Below are 16,974 nucleotides of genomic sequence, written 5' to 3' on the forward strand. Positions count from 1 at the left end.
GAAACTCATGTCCCCCATTGCTTTTCTCGACAACGGCCGCGCCGATACCCAGCTGCAGCAGTCCTATCGCGCCTGCCGGACGCTCAACGCCCGCCACGGCAAGACCTTCTTCCTCGCCACCCGGTTACTCGCCCCCGACCAGCGTCCGGCGATCCACGCGCTCTACGGCTTCGCCCGCCGCGCCGACGACATCCTCGACGACATCGACCCGAGCCGTCCGGTCACCGAGCGAGCGGCGCGACTGGACGCGCTGGCCGCGCAGTTCACCAGCGAGGACACCGACGCCGACGCCGTCCTCCCGGCCGTACTGCACACGGCACACTCCTACCGCATCGCTCCGGCGCTGTTCGACTCGTTCCTGGAGTCGATGCGCATGGATCTCACCGTCACCGACTATCCGGATCGGCGTGCGCTGGACCGCTACGTCTACGGTTCCGCCGAAGTCATCGGATTACAGGTCTTGCCGGTGCTGGGCACGGTGTGCCCGGTGGACGAGGCCGCCCCCTACGCCGCCGCGCTCGGAAAAGCCTTCCAGCTGACCAACTTTCTGCGCGACGTGGACGAGGACCTGGTCCGAGACCGGGTGTATCTGCCGGCGGACGAACTGGCCGCATACGGGGTCGACCGTGACCTGCTGCTGTGGTGTCAGGCGCACCGCCGCACCGACCCGCGCGTCCGGCGCGCTCTGGTCGCCCAGCATGCGCACACTCGCGACATCTACGATTACGCCCGCGCCGGTATCGCCTTGCTCGCGCCGCGGTCGCGGCCGTGCGTCACCACCGCGCTCACCCTGTATTCGGAAATTCTGGATCGCATCGAGAGTCTGGATTTCGACATCTTCGTTCATCGTGCCCGCGTCGGTATCCCACGTCGTGCCGCGGTGGGCAGCCGCGGTCTCGCCCGCGCGCTCCGGTCCAGGCAGGCTCAGCCGGGGCTATGAAACCGGCTGAGCCGCAGCCTCTTCGGCCGCGCCCGTGATGTTGCGGGTCATCCCGCCGAAGATGAGCGCATGGAAGGGAGCGATGGCCTTCCAGTACAGGTGACCGGCCAGACCGTGCGGGTCGAATACGGCCCGCTGCCGGTAGACCGTGCCGAGCGCGTCCGTGTCCACGCTCAGCTCCAGCCACGCCCTCCCGGGCACCCGCATCTCCGCGCGCAACACCAGAGTGTGCGGTCGTTCGATGCGTTCCACACGCCACCAGTCCAGCGCCTCGCCGGCGTGCAGCCGATGCGGATCCCGCCTGCCCCGCCGCAATCCGGCGCCGCCGGCCAGTCGATCGATCCAGCCGCGCAACGACCACGCCAGCGGAAACGAATACCAGCCGTATTCGCCACCGATGGATTCGATCACCGACCACAGCGTCGCCGGATCGGCCCGGGTGTGGCGTTCTCGCACATCGACGTAGAGGGAACCGCCCGACCACGCGGGATCGGTGGGCAGCGGGGACGACGGTTCACGACCGAGCTGATCGGCATCAGACCAGCGGGTAGGGACATCGAGGTCGCGGATACGCGTCAACGCCAATTCGACCGCCGTGCGGTAGTCGATCAATCCCCGCGCCGGATCGGGGATGTGCTCGGCGATCGCGTGATCTTCGCAGACCACGTCGTTGACCAGCGATTCCATCAACGGCACCGCGATCGCCTTGGGCACCGGGGTCACGAGATTGACCCATTGTGCCGAAAGCCACGGTGTGAGAACCGGGACCGGGACGATCACGCGCCGCGGCAGCCTCGCCACCTCCGCGTAATCGCGCATCATCTGTTCGTAGGTGAGCACATCCGGACCTCCGATGTCGAAAGCACCGCGCACATCCGGCGGCAGTTCGGCCGCCCGCGTCAGGTAGTACAGCACATCGCGCACCGCGATCGGCTGGATGCGGTTGCGGACCCATCGCGGCGTGACCATCACCGGGAGCCGTTCGGTGAGATAGCGCAGCATTTCGAAACTGGCCGAACCGGATCCGATGATCACGGCGGCCTGCATAGCAATCGCCGGAACCGATCCCGCGAGCAGGATGCGTCCGACCTCAGCGCGGGAAGACAGGTGCCGCGACAGTCGCTGGCCGGGCGGGACGATGCCGCCCAGATATACGATCCGGCGTACCCCCGCTCGGGCGGCCTGCTCTGCCACGAGTGTCGCCGCGCGGCGGTCGACCTCCTCGAAATCCGTTCGCGTCAGCGAATGCACCAGGTAGTAGAGCACATCCGCGTCGGCGCAGGCCGCGGCCACATCCTCGGCGCTGAGCACGTCACCGCGCAGGACTTCCACGCTGTCGCGCCACGCGGCGTCGTCGAGTTTGGCGGGTGTGCGGGCCAGCACCCGCACCTCGTGCCCCGCGGCCAGTAGCTCGGGCACCAGGCGGCCGCCGATGTAGCCGGTCGCACCGAACACCACACATCGCATACCGTCTCCTGATCACCGAATCGACTACATGCCGGGTACTTCCACGATCGGCGCCGGATAGGTCGCGTCATCGACGTCCTCGCGCCACGGCCGGTGCACCGCCGCACCGGACAGGTGGGCGAGTTCGGGCAACCAGCGCCGTACATACGCACCCTCGGGGTCGAAGCGGTTCGCTTGCCGCAGCGGATTGAGTGTGCGATTGGGGCGGGTGTCGGTTCCGGTGCCCGCGACCCATTGCCAGTTCATCTGGTTGTTCGCCACATCACCGTCGACCAGCCAGTACCGGAAATGGGCCGCGCCGATCCGCCAATCCAACCGCAGCGTTTTGGCCAGGAACGATGCGGTGATCAGCCGCGCGCGGCCCGGCATCCACCCTTCGTCACGAAGTTGGCGCATCGGCGCGTCGACGATCGGGAAACCGGTGCGACCGTGCGTCCACGCTTCGAACGCCTGCTCGTCCTTGCGAACCTCGACCGGCCCCGAGCGGTAATCGGACCATGCCGCCGCGGGCCGGGCCGCCAGTACCTGATGATGAAAATCGCGCCAGGCCAACTGCCGGGCGAAACTGTGCGCACCCGGATCCGACAGGTCCAGGCGCGACACCACCTCCGCGGCGGACAGGCATCCGAAGTGCAGATACGGCGAGAGGTGCGAGGTGGCGTCGGCGGCGAGATCGTCGTTGGTATCCGCGTACGCGGTGACCGCATCGGACAGCCAGCGGCGCAGCATCTTTCTTCCCGTCGCCTCGCCGCCGACCCGCAGGTTCGGGGAAGCCCGCGCGGTGCGGAGCTTGTCGAGACCGGGTTGTTTCCCGTCCAGCGACGGCACGGTGAGATCTTTCGGCGGTGGCAGCGGACTGCGGTGGCGAGCGGTTTCCCAGCGCCGGAAGTACGGCGTGAACACCGCGAAATGATCGCGTCCGGTGCTCGGCTCGATCGCATCGATATCCACGCTGGTCACCGTCGCGGGGTGCGTTTGCACGCGGCAACCGTGAGATTCGAGTCTGTCGCGCAGGGCCGATTCGCGGCGCTTGCCGTAGTGGCTGACCTCGGCGGCGAGATGCACCGACTCCGCCTGTGACTGGGCGACGATCCGCTCCACCTCGTCGACGACCTTGCCGCGTCGCAGCACGAGATGCCCGCCGCGCGCTCGCAATTCGCCGTCGAGCTCGTCCAGCGCGGCGGCGAGGAATCGCACCCGGTTGGGCGCGGCCTCCGAGCCGGTGACCAACGATTCGTCGAGGACGAACAGCGGGACCACCGCATCGCCGGCACGCTGCGCCGCGGTCAGCATCGGATTGTCGTGCACCCGCAGGTCACGGGTGAACAAAGCTATCGCCACACCCATCGCCACTCACCTCCACTCACCGAACTCGCCATGGCTGGTACGTCGCATCGAGCCGAGCTCAGAGCCGGCACAGCGGGGTGATGTCGTCTCGCCCGCCGGTCACCGGCGAGGTCAGGTACAGGCACGGCTGCTCACCAGCGGAGACGATCGCCGCGACGATCTGGTTCCACTGGTCCGCGTCCAGTGCGGGCGTGCGAGACAGCACGAATCCAGAGATCCGGAAGGGGTCGGTGACGAGAGCCCAGGAGTAGTCCGGCCCGAGCGCGGTCACGATGTAGTTGGGCGGGCCGTCCAGGCTTTCCTGTGTCGGCACCCCGGGGAACGCGACGCGCAACTGTGCCCCGGTCACCGGATCGACCACGCGCGCCGCACCCTGAATGTCGTTGGGCGCACCCGACCACGTGGTGCACGAATTGTGAACGGACACATCACCGTTCGGAAGGACGGCGTACTCGGCACGCGTATCGCGAGCACAGACGAGATTGAAAAACTGAGGAACCGCGGCGAGCTGATACCACGTTCCGAGGTAACGGTTCAGATCGAGCGAGGGAACGGGAGCCGGTCCGGCCGCGGGTGTCGGACTCGCCCCCGCCGGTGCCGCGACGCCGCCGAACACGACCGCCGCCAGGACGGCGACACCGGCCAGCCGAGCCGGGCGCATCGCTGTCGCAGCGAAGAGGACCAGCCGACGGGCACCACCGGCCAGCATTCTCACCACCTTCCCGTCGAAGCCTCCGGGCCGGTCTACCTGCGAGCGATGTTCGAGCACCTGCGACTCCTCTGTTCGATGAGCATGGGTTCGACAACACTGCCGATCCTACAGCAATCGATGCGGAATCGATGCATAATGGGAGTGTCACCCCCGCGTCTCTCCTTCGTCCCCTACCGCCGTCCACTACCGCGCGGGCACCGCAGCACTGCGACCTCGAGCACTGCGACCTTGCGGCGCCCATGCCCGTGAAAGGCAGAATGATCGTCATGTCCGATGCCTTGCCCCCCGACAACGACGCAGCCGGATTCTCGGTACGTACCGTCGCGGAACGCATCGGCATTCCCACCGCGACGCTGCGCAGTTGGAATCAGCGCTACGGCATCGGCCCCTCCCAGCATCGGCGCGGTCGCCACCGCCTGTACTCCGAAGCCGATATCGCCCGGCTCGAGCGCATGGTCGTACTCGTCCGAGGCGGATCGAGCCCGGCGCGAGCGGCCGAGTCCGTGCGCGCGCCACTGCCGGTCGCCGGAGACCACGCATCCCTTCTCGAGGCCGCCTTCGCCTCCGACCCGACCACACTGCAGGCGTTGCTCTTCGCCCACATTCGCGCGTTCGGCGTGGCCGACACCTGGGACCGGCTGTGCCGCCCGGCCTTCGCCGAGATCGTCCAGCGGCAAGGAGCGGGCATCGGGTGCATCGACGTCGAACACCTTCTGTCCTGGTGCATTACGGCCGCACTGCACCGCGCGGTCCCGCCCCCGGCCGACGCGTCCGCGGCCCCCGTACTGCTCGCCTGCACCAGCGGCGAAGCCCACTGCCTGCCACTCGAGGTCCTGCGCGCCGCACTCGCCGAACTCGACGTCCCGGCCAATATGCTCGGCCCCGATGTCCCCACTCCAGCCCTCGGCGACGCCCTCGATCGCAGCGCGTCGAGCTCGGTAGCGGTGCTGTGGTCACAGCAGGAATCGACCGCGCTCCTCTCGGCCGTGCGCACCTGCGCCGACCGCGGCACGCGCGTCCTGTTGGCAGGCCCCGGCTGGCAGCACGTACCCGCCCCGGACACCGCCGATATCGTCGCCGACCTCCAGTCCGCGCTGAAAGAGCTGACCGGCGCCCACCCGGCAGAGGTGTAGCCGCAACAAGGCTGATCGGCGTCACCCGTGGGCCGGCGCGACGGCAGAACTCCGCGCCCGGACAGCTCAGCAAGAGCTCGAGAGGCCTTGTCCCACCGCACACGTAATGCTAATTTTCGTAGAAGAGAATCACATTCTCATGCTCGCCGACCCCACCGGCAGCTCGAAAGGTCGATCACGTGCGCGTCATTCAATGGACCACCGGGAAGGTCGGAAAGCTCAGTCTGCGCGGGATTCTCGACGATCCGCGGCTCGAGTTGGCCGGTGTCTACGCCTATTCCGACGACAAGGTCGGGGTGGATGCGGGCAGGCTGTGCGGCCGGCCGGATACGGGGGTGGTCGCAACCGCCGATATCGATGCACTGCTCGCGCTGGACGCGGATACCGTCCTCTATACGCCGTTCATGGCCGACCTCGACCATGCGACGCGGCTGCTCGAAAGCGGCCTCGATGTCATCAGCACCAACTTGTTTCTCAACGTCGGCGGGATTCGGGGCGAGACGGAGCAGAAGCTTGCGGCCGCCTGCGAACGCGGGAACAGCTCGCTGCACATCACCGGCATCAACCCGGGCTGGATCAACGCCGTGACCACCGCGTTGACCGCGGTGTGCCGTGACGTCCGGTCGATTTCGATCTCCGAATCGGCCGATGTCTCCGTCTACGAATCCGCGGATACGTGGCAGGCCCTGGGCATTTCACGTCCCGAGGCCACCCCGGAACTGATCGAGATCGCGAAACTGTGGATGAGTACGTTCCGCGATTCCGTCCAGCGCATGGGCGTAGCCCTCGGCTACGAATTCGACGATATGGACTTCGCCATCGAGTACGCGACTGCCGCCGAAACGGTCGATCTGGGATGGATCCGCATCGAGAAGGACACCATCGCCGCGGTACGTGGCGGATGGACCGGAAAGGTCGGCGAGAAGTCCGTCGTTCGCTCGAACGTCGCGTGGTACCTCACCGACAAGCTCAATGAGAGCTGGGAATTCGACGACGACCACTACCACATCGTCATCGACGGAGAGCCCGAGGTGCGGACCCGGATCAGGTTCGTCCCGCCGGACAGCTGGGGAAATCACGAGTGGGACACCATGACCGCGATGCCCGCGGTGAATTCCGTTTTCGACGTCGCCCGAGCGCCCGCCGGTATCTCGACGTTGAAAGAGGTGGGATTGCCCTGCGCCCCCGCCGATCTGTGGCTGTCGCGGTGACGCCATGGGATATGCCGACGAACTGTTCGATCTGACCGGCAAGGTGGTTCTGGTCACCGGCGGCAGCCGCGGGCTGGGACGAGAGATGGCCTTCGCCGCCGCGCACTGTGGTGCCGATGTCATCATCGCCAGTCGCAACTACGACAACTGCGTGGCGACCGCCGGGGAGATCGCGGAGAAGACCGGCCGCGCCGCCATTCCCTACGGCGTGCACATCGGTCGCTGGGATCAACTCGACGGGCTGGTCGACGCCTGCTACGACCGGTTCGGCCGGATCGATGTCCTCATCAACAATGCCGGAATGCAACCGGTGTACGACGATCTGCCCTCGGTGAGCGAGAAACTGTTCGACGCCATCATCGCCCTGAATCTCAAAGGGCCGTTTCGATTGTCGGCACTCGTCGGCGAGCGCATGGTCGCGGCGGGCCGCGGATCCATCGTCAACGTCAGCTCCACCGGTTCCATCCGGCCGCGCCCGTCGATCGTGCCCTATGCCGCCGCCAAGGCGGGACTCAACGCCATGACCGAGGGTTTGGCCCTGGCATTCGGCCCGGCCGTCCGAGTCAACACCCTGATGGCAGGGCCCTACCGCACCGACGCCACGGCCGGATGGGACCTCGACAACCTCGCCCCGGGCGACAACCCGTTCGCCGCCCACGCCCTCCAACGCATCGGCCGGCCCAGCGAAATCGTCGGAGCCGCACTGTTTCTCGCCTCCGACGCCTCCAGTTACACCACCGGATCGATCCTCCGCTCCGACGGCGGTATGCCGTAGAGCCCCGCTCTGCGGCCGACAGCTCGCTGGCCGGTCGCGAATCTCACCGGCTCAGCGGCTCTGTTCCGACGTCGACGCGCTCGCGGCGACCGACGGCACCGACGGTCCGGAATCGGCCGGCGCCTCTCGGATCCAGCGCCCCGGCCACCAGATTCTCGGACCGATCAGCGCGAACAGCGCGGGTATCACCAGGGTTCGAATGACGAAGGTATCGAGCAGGATACCGACGCCGACCACGATGCCCAGCTGGGTCAGCGTGATCAGTGGCAGGACGCCGAGGACGGCGAACACCGCGGCCAGCACGATTCCGGCGCTGGTGATCACCCCGCCCGTGGAGCCGACCGCGCGGACGATGCCGCCGGTCACGCCGTGGCCCGGTGTCTCCTCGCGGGCTCGGGTGACCAGGAAGATCGTGTAGTCGACGCCCAGCGCCACCAGGAACAGGAAGGCGAACAGCGGCACGTTGGTGTCCAAGGCCGGAAAGCCGAACACGTAGGTGCTGAGCAGGCTTCCGATGCCCAGTGCGGCCAGGGCACTGAGCACGGTGACCGCGACCAGCAGGAGCGCGGCCGGCACTGCCCGCAACAACACCAGAAGTACCAGCAGGACGACCACCAGAACGAGCGGCATGATCACGAGCTGATCGCGCCGGGCCGCGTCCCGGGTGTCCAGGGCGACGGCATCGGAGCCGCCGACCAGCGCCTCGGCGCCGGGCACGGAGGACAGTGCGGTGCGCAGGCGACTGACATCGGCGAATGCCGCCTCGGAGGCGGGTGGCGCGTCCAGGATCACCGACCAGCGCGTCAACCCGTTGCCCGAGACGCCGGCGGGTATCGCGCGCACGACGCCGGGGGTGCTGTCGAGGGCCGACTGCACGGCCGGCGCGGCGTCGGTGCGCGCCAGCACGATCGCGGGATCGCTTGCGCCGGAGGAGAAATGCTCGCTCACCGCACGCAGGCCGTCGACCGATTCCGCCTGCACGCGGAACTGCTCGGACTGTGCGAGCCCGACATGGGCGAACGGCAGCGCGGCAGCACATGCGGCCGCGACGAGCAGAAAGACGCCGGCCACCACGCCGGGCCGCCGCACCACCTTCTCCGCGACGGTGTGCCAGGCGCCGGAGGTCGCGGTGTCATGGCCGTCGACACGAGGAACGAACGGCCAGAACACCTTTCGTCCGCACAGCGCCAGCGCCGGAGGCAGTGCGACGAGGACGAAGACCGCCGCGATCAGAAGTCCCACCGCCCCGAAGGCGCCCAGTCCGCGAGTGTTGGGCAGCAGCGCGAGCAGCAGTATCAGCAAGGCCAGCACGACCGTCAGATTGCTGGCGAGCACCGCGGGCCCGGCTCGCCGAACGGCGATCCGCAACGCCGCCCGATGGTCCTCGGTCCGATACAACTCGTCGCGGTAGCGCGACACCAGCAGCAACGCATAATTCGTGCCGGCCCCGAAGACCAGGACGCTGGTGATTCCCGCGGTCGAACCGTCGAACGTCAGACCGCTCACCTGGGCGAGGGCATTACCCGCCGCCGATGCGACCCGGTCGGCGACCGCCACCACCGACAGCGGAATCAGCCATAGCACCGGCGAGCGGTAGGTCGCTATCAGCAGCACCATCACCACGGCGGCGGTGACCGCGAGCAGCAGAGTGTTGGCGCCGGAGAAGGAGTCGGCGATATCCGCGCCGAAGGCCGGGCCGCCGGTGATGCGCACCCGCAGGTCGGCGGGTGCGCCCGCACGCGCGGCCGTGCGCAATTCGTCGATCCGGTCGGTCAAGGCGAAGCCGTTCAACTCGGCCGGGATCGGCGTCTGACCGAGTGCGGCGCGCTGGTCCGGCGACACCACGATCCCCGGCCCGCTCGCACCGGAACGTATCCGGGTCAGGGCCGCATCGGCCTGCGCTCGATCGTCCGGGGTGAGGACTGCCCCGTCGGCGCGCGTGACGATCAGGACCGCCGCCGCCGAATCCCCACCGGGGAACTGCCGCAACAACCGCTGTACCTGCGCGGATTCGGCGTCGTCAGGCAGCGAATTCGGCGCCGAGCCACCCGATTCGCCCCCACCGGACAAGCCGAGCACCGCGACGGCGGCGACCACCATGGCTACCAGGACGAGCCACCCTTTACGTCCGGAGACGATCTGCGCATATCGATCCCATCCGCCCATGCGCAAACTATTTCAGAAACTGAAATAATTTGCAAAGGGTCGGCCTCCGAGCCGATACGCTGTGTGCACTGCGCGCAGGAACGAGAAGGGAGACAGAGGTGACCGAGAGTTCGATCGATGCGTCACCCCCCGATCGCGACGAACTCGAGACGGCGATCGCCCGCGACATCCGCGCGCTCACCGCCGTCTCGGATCGGATCTCGCATCTCTTCGCACATTCGAACGAATTGCGCCCCAACGACTTCCGCGCGCTCATGCATATCGCCACCGCCGACGCGGAAGGAACGCCCCTCACCGCCGGAAGGCTCGGAACGCTGCTGGGCGTCTCTCCCGGCGCGATCACCTACCTGATCGAGCGCATGATCGAGTCGGGCCACATCGAACGCGAACCCGACGACGCCGACAAACGCCGGGTGCTGCTGCACTACAGCGATCACGGCATGAGCGTGGCCGCGGGATTCTTCACCCCGATCGGCATGCGCACCCGGACCGCACTCGCCGGCCTGCCGGACGCGGACCTGCAAGCCACCCATCGCGTCCTGACCGCCATAGTCGGCGCCCTCCGCGACCACAGCGCGGCGATCACGTCCGAATCCGACAGGCCGAACCGATAGGCGTTCCGGCCCGGTCACAGCACCGCGTCGCGTAGGTCGTCCGGCAGCCGACCGATAACAGCGCGCAGGTCGAGGCCATCGCACGACCGGCCGGTTGCGTTTGCGCGCCCACGCTGGCCGTACTGTGACCGACGTGGCGCCCGTAGCAACCCCGGAACCCCTGCCCGACTCCGCGGAGCTGGCGAGGGCGTGCGGGAGCGACATCGACCAGCTCACCGCCCGGCTCATGGCGGCCGTGTTCACCGACGATCCGGAGTGGACGGACTATTCGGCGGTGAGCCGAGCGGATCTGCGCGACGGATGCCGCCGGTTCCTGACACGGGTGCTGGAACTGCTCGCGGCGAAAGGGGCCGGCGCCGAACAGGACGATGTGGCCGCCGCGATCGGCCGCCAGCGCGCCGCGCAGGGCGTTCCGCTGGAGGCCATGCAGCGCACCTTCCGCCTGGGCGGGCGCATCGTGTGGGAAGCCCTGATGGATCGCGCCGGAGCGATGTCACCTGCCGATTTCCGCGAAATCGGGACTGCCATGTGGGCGGTGGTCGACGGGATGTCCTCGGCGCTGGTGACCTCCTATCGCGGCGCCGAACTCGATCGTGTTCGGCGCGACGAGCGCCGCCGCCACGCTCTGATCGAAGACGTCCTCTCCGGGCGCGGCCGCGATGCCGTCTTCGCCGCGCACGCGGCGCGCGAACTCGACATCCCCGCCGGCGGCGACTACCTGGTGGTCGTGGCCCGCGGTGAACCGCAGCCGCTGCGGCCGGGGACCGAAAGCGCGTTGGCGGCCATGGGAATTCGCTCGGTCCGCCACGATCGCGGCGATCACACGGTCGGCATCGTCGCGCTGGAACAGCATTCCCCGCAGCAGGTGGCGGAGGTGCTGGAACCGCTGGTTCTCGGACGCGCGGGGCTTTCTCCGGCGGTCGAGGGATTGGCCGAGATCGACGTCGCCCACGCACTCGCCACGCTCGCACTGGATACCGCGCCGCGAGGTCACGACGCCACCCTCACCCGGCTGGACGATAACTACCCGGAAGCCCTGCTGGTGCGCGCGCCCGATCTGGCGCAGCGATTGGTGCAGCGATCACTGGGCCCGATCCTGGCGTTGCCCGCGAAGGAGCGCGACATCCTGCTGCGCACGCTGACGGTCTGGCTGGCCGAGAACTGCTCGGCCGCCCACGCCGCACCGCTGTTGCACTGCCACCGCAACACGGTCATCAACCGGCTTCAGCGCGCCGCGACGCTGCTCGGGCGGCCGCTGGAGGGCCCCCGCCACCAACTCGAACTCTCCCTCGCGCTCACCGCCCGCGAACTGCTCGAACGCCCGGCCGGCTGAGCCCTCGGCGCCGAACAGCCGCGAGCGGAATTGGGCGCAGAGCCCAATCCCGAGCCGCAATTCCTGGGCTTGCCGGGAATTGTCCGGCGTCCACGCACGGATAAGACTCCACACCTGATGACCCACACCGCAACCGGATTCGGGTCAACCGATTCAGGACGAGGAGCACCACAAGTGCCGGAATTCGATCTCTTGATCATCGGCGGCGGGCCGGGCGGGTATGTCGCGGCGATCCGCGCCGCCCAGCGCGGCCTGCACGTCGCCGTGGTGGAAAAGGAACGCCCCGGCGGGGTGTGCCTGAACTGGGGGTGCATACCCACCAAGGCCATGCTGCGCTCGGCGGAAGTATTCGAAACACTCAGCACAGCAGCCGATTTCGGAGTTCACGCCGACAACGTTCGCTTCGACTTCGCCGCCGTCCGCCGGCGCAAGGACGGCATCGTCGCGGAGCTGACCGGCGGCGTGGCGGGGCTACTGAAGGCCAACGGCGTCACCGTGATCGAGGGACATGCCCGCTTCACTGGACCGACCACCGTGGAGATACTCGAGCCCGGTCCCTCGCCGATCTTCGCCGACGGGCCCCGCTACGGCGCCGCCCCGGCCGGCACCGCGAGCCGCACGGTCACGGCCACCGACGTGATCGTCGCTACCGGGTCCGTGCCCGCGCTGCTGCCCGTTCCGGGCGCCGATCTGCCGGGCGTGATCACCTCCGACGGCGCGTTCGGATTGACCGAGGTGCCCGAGCGGCTCGTCGTCATCGGCGGCAGCGCTGTCGGCGCCGAATGGGCGGGGCTGTTCGCCACCTTCGGCGCCGACGTGACCATCGTGGAGATGCAGGATCGCCTGGTCCCGTTGGAGGACAAGGAGATCGGCGCCGCGCTGGGCCGCGCGTTCACCAAACGCGGCGTCAGCGTGCTGACCGATTGCACCGTCACCGGCATCGAGCGGAGTGGCGATGCGCTGACGGTCGACGTCGACGGCGCGACGCCTCGGAAGATCCAGGCCGACGTCGTGCTCGTCGGTGTGGGCCGTCGTCCCAACACCGCCGATCTCGACCTGAAGTACGCCGGAATCGACACCGACGCACGGGGATTCATCCCCGTCGACGACCGGCTGCGGACCACCGCCGAGCATGTCTACGCCATCGGCGATGTCACCGGCAAAGCCTTGCTGGCGCACGTGGCGTCCCATCAGGGCCTCACCGCCGCCGACGTGATCGCCGGACACGACGCCCGCATCGACTACACCGTGATCCCCGCGGCGACGTTCACCCATCCGGAGATCGCGAGCGTCGGCCTGACCGAGGACGCGGCGCGCGCCGGCGGCCACGAGGTGATCACCGCGAAATTCCCGTTCGCCGCACTCGGGCGAGCCAAGACGCTCGGCGAGACCGAGGGCTTCTGCAAGATCGTGGCCGGGGCACGCCATCGGGAAGTACTCGGCGTGCACATCATCGGGACCTCCGCCGGCGACCTGATCGCCGAAGGCGCACTGGCGATCTCGCTCGAAGCGACACTCGACGAACTCGCCGACACCATCCACGCCCACCCCACCCTCGGCGAGATCGGTATGGAGACAGCCCTGACCGGGCTCGGACTGCCGATCCACACCGCGCCGCGTTCACGTTGAGGAGCACCACCGTGACTACCACGACCCCGCAGCAGGCCACCCGCACGTCGACCCGACGCGCACCGAAGCGACCGGCCGTGTCGACCGCGACGGAGCAAGCCCGGACCGCAGCGAGCGATTCTCTGCCGGCCGACCGAACCGCCACGCAGATAGCATCATTCGAGTCCCGTGTGGCGGCCGAGCATCCCGATACGCTGCGAAAGCTGTATCGCGACATGCTGTTCGTGCGCCGGTTCGAGGAGCGCACCGCCCAGAGCTATCAGCAGGCCAGGATCGGCGGCTACTGTCACCTCAACCTCGGTGAGGAGGCCACCGTGGTCGGCCTCGGCGCGGCGATGCGCCCCACCGACTACCTGTTCACCAACTACCGCGAACACGGCTACGCCCTCGCCAAGGGCATCGCGCCCGGCCGGGTCATGGCCGAACTGTACGGCCGCTCCACCGGTACCTCCAAAGGGTGGGGCGGATCGATGCACATGTACGACACCGAGACTCGGCTGCTCGGCGGCTACGCCATCGTCGGCGGCCAGGTACCCCTCGCCGTCGGCGCCGCACTGGCGATCGACTACCGCGGCGGCGACGATGTCGTCGTCTGCCAAATGGGTGAGGGCACAACGAATATCGGCGCCTTCCACGAATCGCTCAACCTCGCCGCACTGTGGAATCTGCCGATCGTCTTCCTGGTGGTCAACAACCGGACCGGCATGGGCACCACCGTCGAGAAGTCCTCCGCCGAACCCGATCTGTGGAAACGCGCCGCCGCCTATCGCATGCGCGGTGAACGCGTCGACGGCACCGACGTCCTCGCCGTCCGCGACACCGCCAGGGATCTCATCGACACCGCACGCCGCGACGGCCGGCCGGCACTGCTGGAGGCGGTCAGCCACCGGCTGAAAGGCCACTCGGTGGTCGACCCCGCGAAATACCGCACCGAGGAAACCGTGACGGCCGCACGATCCCACGACCCCATCGAGATCTGGAAGACCGCGCTACTGAAAGCCGGTGCGCTGAACGATGATTCGGCCGCCGCGCTGGATGCGGAGGTACTCGCCGAGGTCGCCGCCGCCGTCGAGTTCGCCGACACCAGCCCGCACCCGCAGCCGTCCAGCCTGTTCGACTACACCTACGCCACCCCGGTGCCCGGCGATTCCCGCCGCCTGCCCGCCGACCCGCTCTTCACCGCCTGAGGACCGCCCCGTGCCTGTCATGACCTACCGCGAAGCGCTGCGCGAAACCCTGCGCGAGGAAATGCGCCGCGACGACGACATCTTCCTGATCGGTGAGGAGATCGGCGTCTTCGAAGGCTCCTACAAGATCACCGCCGGACTACTGAACGAATTCGGGGAGCAGCGCGTTCGCGACACCCCGATCGCCGAGGAAGGATTCGTCGGCGCGGCCATCGGCGCCGCCATGCTCGGCCTGCGCCCGATCGTCGAGATCATGACGATCAACTTCTCCCTGCTCGCCCTCGACCAGATCGTCAACCACGCCGCCAAGATCTACGGCATGTTCGGCGGGCAGACCAGCGTGCCGATGGTCATCCGCACCCCCGGCGGTGGCGGACAACAACTCGGCGCGACCCACTCCCAGAATATCGAGCTCTACTACGCGTTCGTCCCCGGCCTCAAGGTCGTGGCACCCAGTACCCCGGCCGACGCCCGCGCCCTGCTCAAAGCCGCGATCGACGACGACGACCCGGTGCTGTTCCTCGAGAACCTGTCGCTCTACAACACCAAAGGCGAAGTACCGCAGGACCTTCCGCCCGCCCAGATCGGCAAGGCCGCCGTCACCCGCGAAGGCACCGACATCACCCTCATCGGCTACTCCCGCATGGCCACCGTCTGCACCCAGGTCGCGGACGAGCTCGCCGCCGAGGGCATCTCCGCCGAGGTGATCGACCTGCGCAGCCTGCGCCCGCTCGACCGCGACACCCTCGTCCGCTCGGTCCGCAAGACCGGCTGCGCGGTCATCGGTGAGGACGACTGGCTCACCTACGGCATCGGCGCCGAAATCGCGGCATCGATCTCCGACGGCGCCTTCGACTATCTCGACGCTCCCGTGCGCCGCGTCGCCATGGCCGAAGTGCCGCTCCCCTACGCCAAGCCGCTGGAGAAGCTGGCCCTGCCGTCCGTCGAGTCGCTCTACACCGCCGCCGTCGAAACCCTTGCGGCCGTGGGCAAGCGACGCTGAGAGGAAAGACCGTTGTCCGAAATCACCATGCCCCGCCTCTCCGACACGATGGAAGACGGCGTCGTCGCCAACTGGCTCAAACAGGTCGGTGACACCGTCACCCGCGGCGAAGTGCTCGCCGAAATCGAAACCGACAAAGCACTGATGGAACTCGAGGCCTACGACGACGGCATCCTCGAAAACATCATCGCCGCCCCCGGAACGCGTGTTCCGATCGGCGAACCCATCGCCATCCTCGGCGACGGCAGCGGGACCGCCGCCGCACCCGCACCGTCATCGGCGCCTGTTTCGCAGACCCAGCCCGCATCGGCACGGCAGAGCATCGAGCAGCAGCCGGAGCCGGCCGACATCGCATCGGAACGACGGCAGACCGCGCCACAGCCGGGCCCGGCCCCTGCCGACGCGGCGCCGGCAGGGTCTGTTGCGTCCTCCGCCTCCGACGCCGTCCGCCGTAAATCCTCGCCCCTGGCGCGCAAGATCGCGCAGGAACTCGGTGTCGACATCACGACCGTCACGGGGACCGGCCCCGGCGCACGCATCACCCGAATCGACGTCGAAAACGCTCACGCGGCAAAAGCTTCCACCACTGCGCAAGCGACCGCCGCACCGGAACGCACGGAACCGGGCACCAGTGTCACCCCGGCAACGGGCGACTACGACGAGATCCCCCTGACTACCATCCAGCGCGTCTCCGCCACCCGCCTCACCGAGAGCAAACAGCAGGCGCCACACATCTATCTGACCAGCGCCATCGACGTCACCGAACTCCTGGCCTTCCGCGCCCGGATCAACGAGTCACTCGCCGACACCGGGGCCGGCAAGGTCAGCGTCAACGATCTGCTGGTCAAAGCCGTGGCCACCGCACTACGCGCCAACCCCGCCGTCAACGTCTCCTTTGCCGGCGACACCCTGCGCCGCCACCACGGCATCCACCTCGGCGTCGCCGTCGCCACCCCCGCCGGCCTGCTCGTCCCCGTGATCCGCGACGCCGACCGCAAACCCGTCTCGGCCATCGCCGCCGAAACCCGCGACAAAGCCGAACGCGCACGCGACCGGAAACTCCGCACCGAGGAAATGACCGGCGGCACCTTCACCATCTCCAACCTCGGCATGTACGGCATCGAACACTTCACCGCCGTCATCAACCCGCCCGAAGCCGCCATCCTCGCCATCGGCGCCGCCACCGACGAACTCCGCCTCGACGGCGACGAAGTCGTGAGCCGAAAGATCCTGCGCGTCACCATGTCCGCCGACCACCGCGCCATCGACGGAGCCGTCGCCGCCCAATTCCTCGCCCAACTGAAAGAGCTGATCGAACACCCACTGCGCATCGTGACGTGAGGCCGGTGCGGCGTGGGCAGGCGACGGAGGCTCACCCACGCCGAATCGCCGTTGAGCCACAACTTGAAGTTGACGTCAAGTTCAGATTAAATGGCAATCAGTCCAGTTGTGGTGCA

Annotated in this window: 14 protein-coding genes; 10 read left to right on the forward strand and 4 right to left on the reverse strand. The window is 68.1% G+C overall.

Annotated elements, in window-relative coordinates:
* Positions 1 to 7: 7 nt before the first annotated feature.
* A complete protein-coding gene (locus tag NE2_RS00720) occupies positions 8 to 940 on the forward strand; it encodes a phytoene/squalene synthase family protein (RefSeq protein ID WP_063022908.1) in 933 nt (310 codons plus the stop codon).
* Here the strand turns inward: NE2_RS00720 and NE2_RS00725 are convergent.
* The 3 genes from NE2_RS00725 to NE2_RS00735 are packed head-to-tail and all read right to left on the reverse strand — an operon-like array spanning position 935 to position 4,523.
* Complete coding sequence (locus NE2_RS00725; RefSeq protein WP_063022910.1) at positions 935 to 2,407, reverse strand: SDR family oxidoreductase; 1,473 nt, start codon at positions 2,405 to 2,407, stop codon at positions 935 to 937. The two genes, NE2_RS00720 and NE2_RS00725, sit on opposite strands and share 6 nt — an antisense overlap.
* Before the next feature lie 24 nt (positions 2,408 to 2,431).
* On the reverse strand, positions 2,432 to 3,754 hold the full coding sequence (locus NE2_RS00730) for a cryptochrome/photolyase family protein (RefSeq protein WP_063022912.1): 1,323 nt from the start codon (positions 3,752 to 3,754) through the stop codon (positions 2,432 to 2,434).
* 58 nt (positions 3,755 to 3,812) lie between these two features.
* Entirely contained in the window at positions 3,813 to 4,523 is a 711-nt protein-coding gene (locus tag NE2_RS00735) for a lipocalin family protein (RefSeq protein WP_373862194.1), read from the reverse strand.
* Positions 4,524 to 4,732: 209 nt separating this feature from the next.
* Here NE2_RS00735 and NE2_RS00740 point away from each other — a divergent pair, with 209 nt between their 5' ends.
* From NE2_RS00740 to NE2_RS00750, 3 genes are all read left to right on the forward strand, one after another.
* Positions 4,733 to 5,599, forward strand: coding sequence for a MerR family transcriptional regulator (locus NE2_RS00740; protein WP_063023303.1), 867 nt, complete (start codon positions 4,733 to 4,735; stop codon positions 5,597 to 5,599).
* A 179-nt stretch (positions 5,600 to 5,778) separates the two neighbouring features.
* Positions 5,779 to 6,810, forward strand: a complete 1,032-nt coding sequence (locus tag NE2_RS00745; RefSeq protein ID WP_063022914.1) for an NAD(P)H-dependent amine dehydrogenase family protein — start codon at positions 5,779 to 5,781, stop codon at positions 6,808 to 6,810.
* Positions 6,811 to 6,814: 4 nt separating this feature from the next.
* Entirely contained in the window at positions 6,815 to 7,585 is a 771-nt protein-coding gene (locus NE2_RS00750; protein ID WP_063022916.1) for an SDR family NAD(P)-dependent oxidoreductase, read from the forward strand.
* A gap of 51 nt (positions 7,586 to 7,636) precedes the next feature.
* Here the strand turns inward: NE2_RS00750 and NE2_RS00755 are convergent, their stop codons facing one another.
* Positions 7,637 to 9,751 (reverse strand): MMPL family transporter, encoded by a 2,115-nt coding sequence (locus NE2_RS00755; RefSeq protein ID WP_063022918.1) that lies wholly within the window; start codon positions 9,749 to 9,751, stop codon positions 7,637 to 7,639.
* Positions 9,752 to 9,849: 98 nt separating this feature from the next.
* Here NE2_RS00755 and NE2_RS00760 point away from each other — a divergent pair, with 98 nt between their 5' ends.
* The 6 genes from NE2_RS00760 (at position 9,850) to NE2_RS00785 (ending at position 16,858) form a co-directional block, all read left to right on the forward strand.
* Positions 9,850 to 10,365 carry a MarR family winged helix-turn-helix transcriptional regulator gene (locus NE2_RS00760; RefSeq protein ID WP_063022920.1) on the forward strand — a complete coding sequence of 172 codons (516 nt, stop codon included), beginning with the start codon at positions 9,850 to 9,852 and terminating at the stop codon, positions 10,363 to 10,365.
* Between the two features lie 133 nt (positions 10,366 to 10,498).
* A complete protein-coding gene (locus tag NE2_RS00765; RefSeq protein ID WP_063023305.1) occupies positions 10,499 to 11,698 on the forward strand; it encodes a PucR family transcriptional regulator in 1,200 nt (399 codons plus the stop codon).
* Positions 11,699 to 11,872: 174 nt separating this feature from the next.
* Positions 11,873 to 13,327: a dihydrolipoyl dehydrogenase gene (gene lpdA / locus NE2_RS00770; RefSeq protein WP_063022921.1), complete on the forward strand. Its 1,455-nt coding sequence runs from the start codon at positions 11,873 to 11,875 to the stop codon at positions 13,325 to 13,327.
* Between the two features lie 170 nt (positions 13,328 to 13,497).
* The gene (gene pdhA, locus NE2_RS00775) at positions 13,498 to 14,514 is read left to right on the forward strand and encodes a pyruvate dehydrogenase (acetyl-transferring) E1 component subunit alpha (protein WP_233429600.1); all 1,017 of its coding nucleotides are present in this window, start codon (positions 13,498 to 13,500) and stop codon (positions 14,512 to 14,514) included.
* 19 nt (positions 14,515 to 14,533) lie between these two features.
* Positions 14,534 to 15,517, forward strand: a complete 984-nt coding sequence (locus NE2_RS00780) for an alpha-ketoacid dehydrogenase subunit beta (protein WP_197040003.1) — start codon at positions 14,534 to 14,536, stop codon at positions 15,515 to 15,517.
* Between the two features lie 12 nt (positions 15,518 to 15,529).
* On the forward strand, positions 15,530 to 16,858 hold the full coding sequence (locus NE2_RS00785) for a dihydrolipoamide acetyltransferase family protein (RefSeq protein WP_174553893.1): 1,329 nt from the start codon (positions 15,530 to 15,532) through the stop codon (positions 16,856 to 16,858).
* Positions 16,859 to 16,974: the final 116 nt, after the last annotated feature.

Source organism: Nocardia elegans NBRC 108235, assembly GCF_001612845.1.
GTDB lineage: Bacteria > Actinomycetota > Actinomycetes > Mycobacteriales > Mycobacteriaceae > Nocardia > Nocardia nova.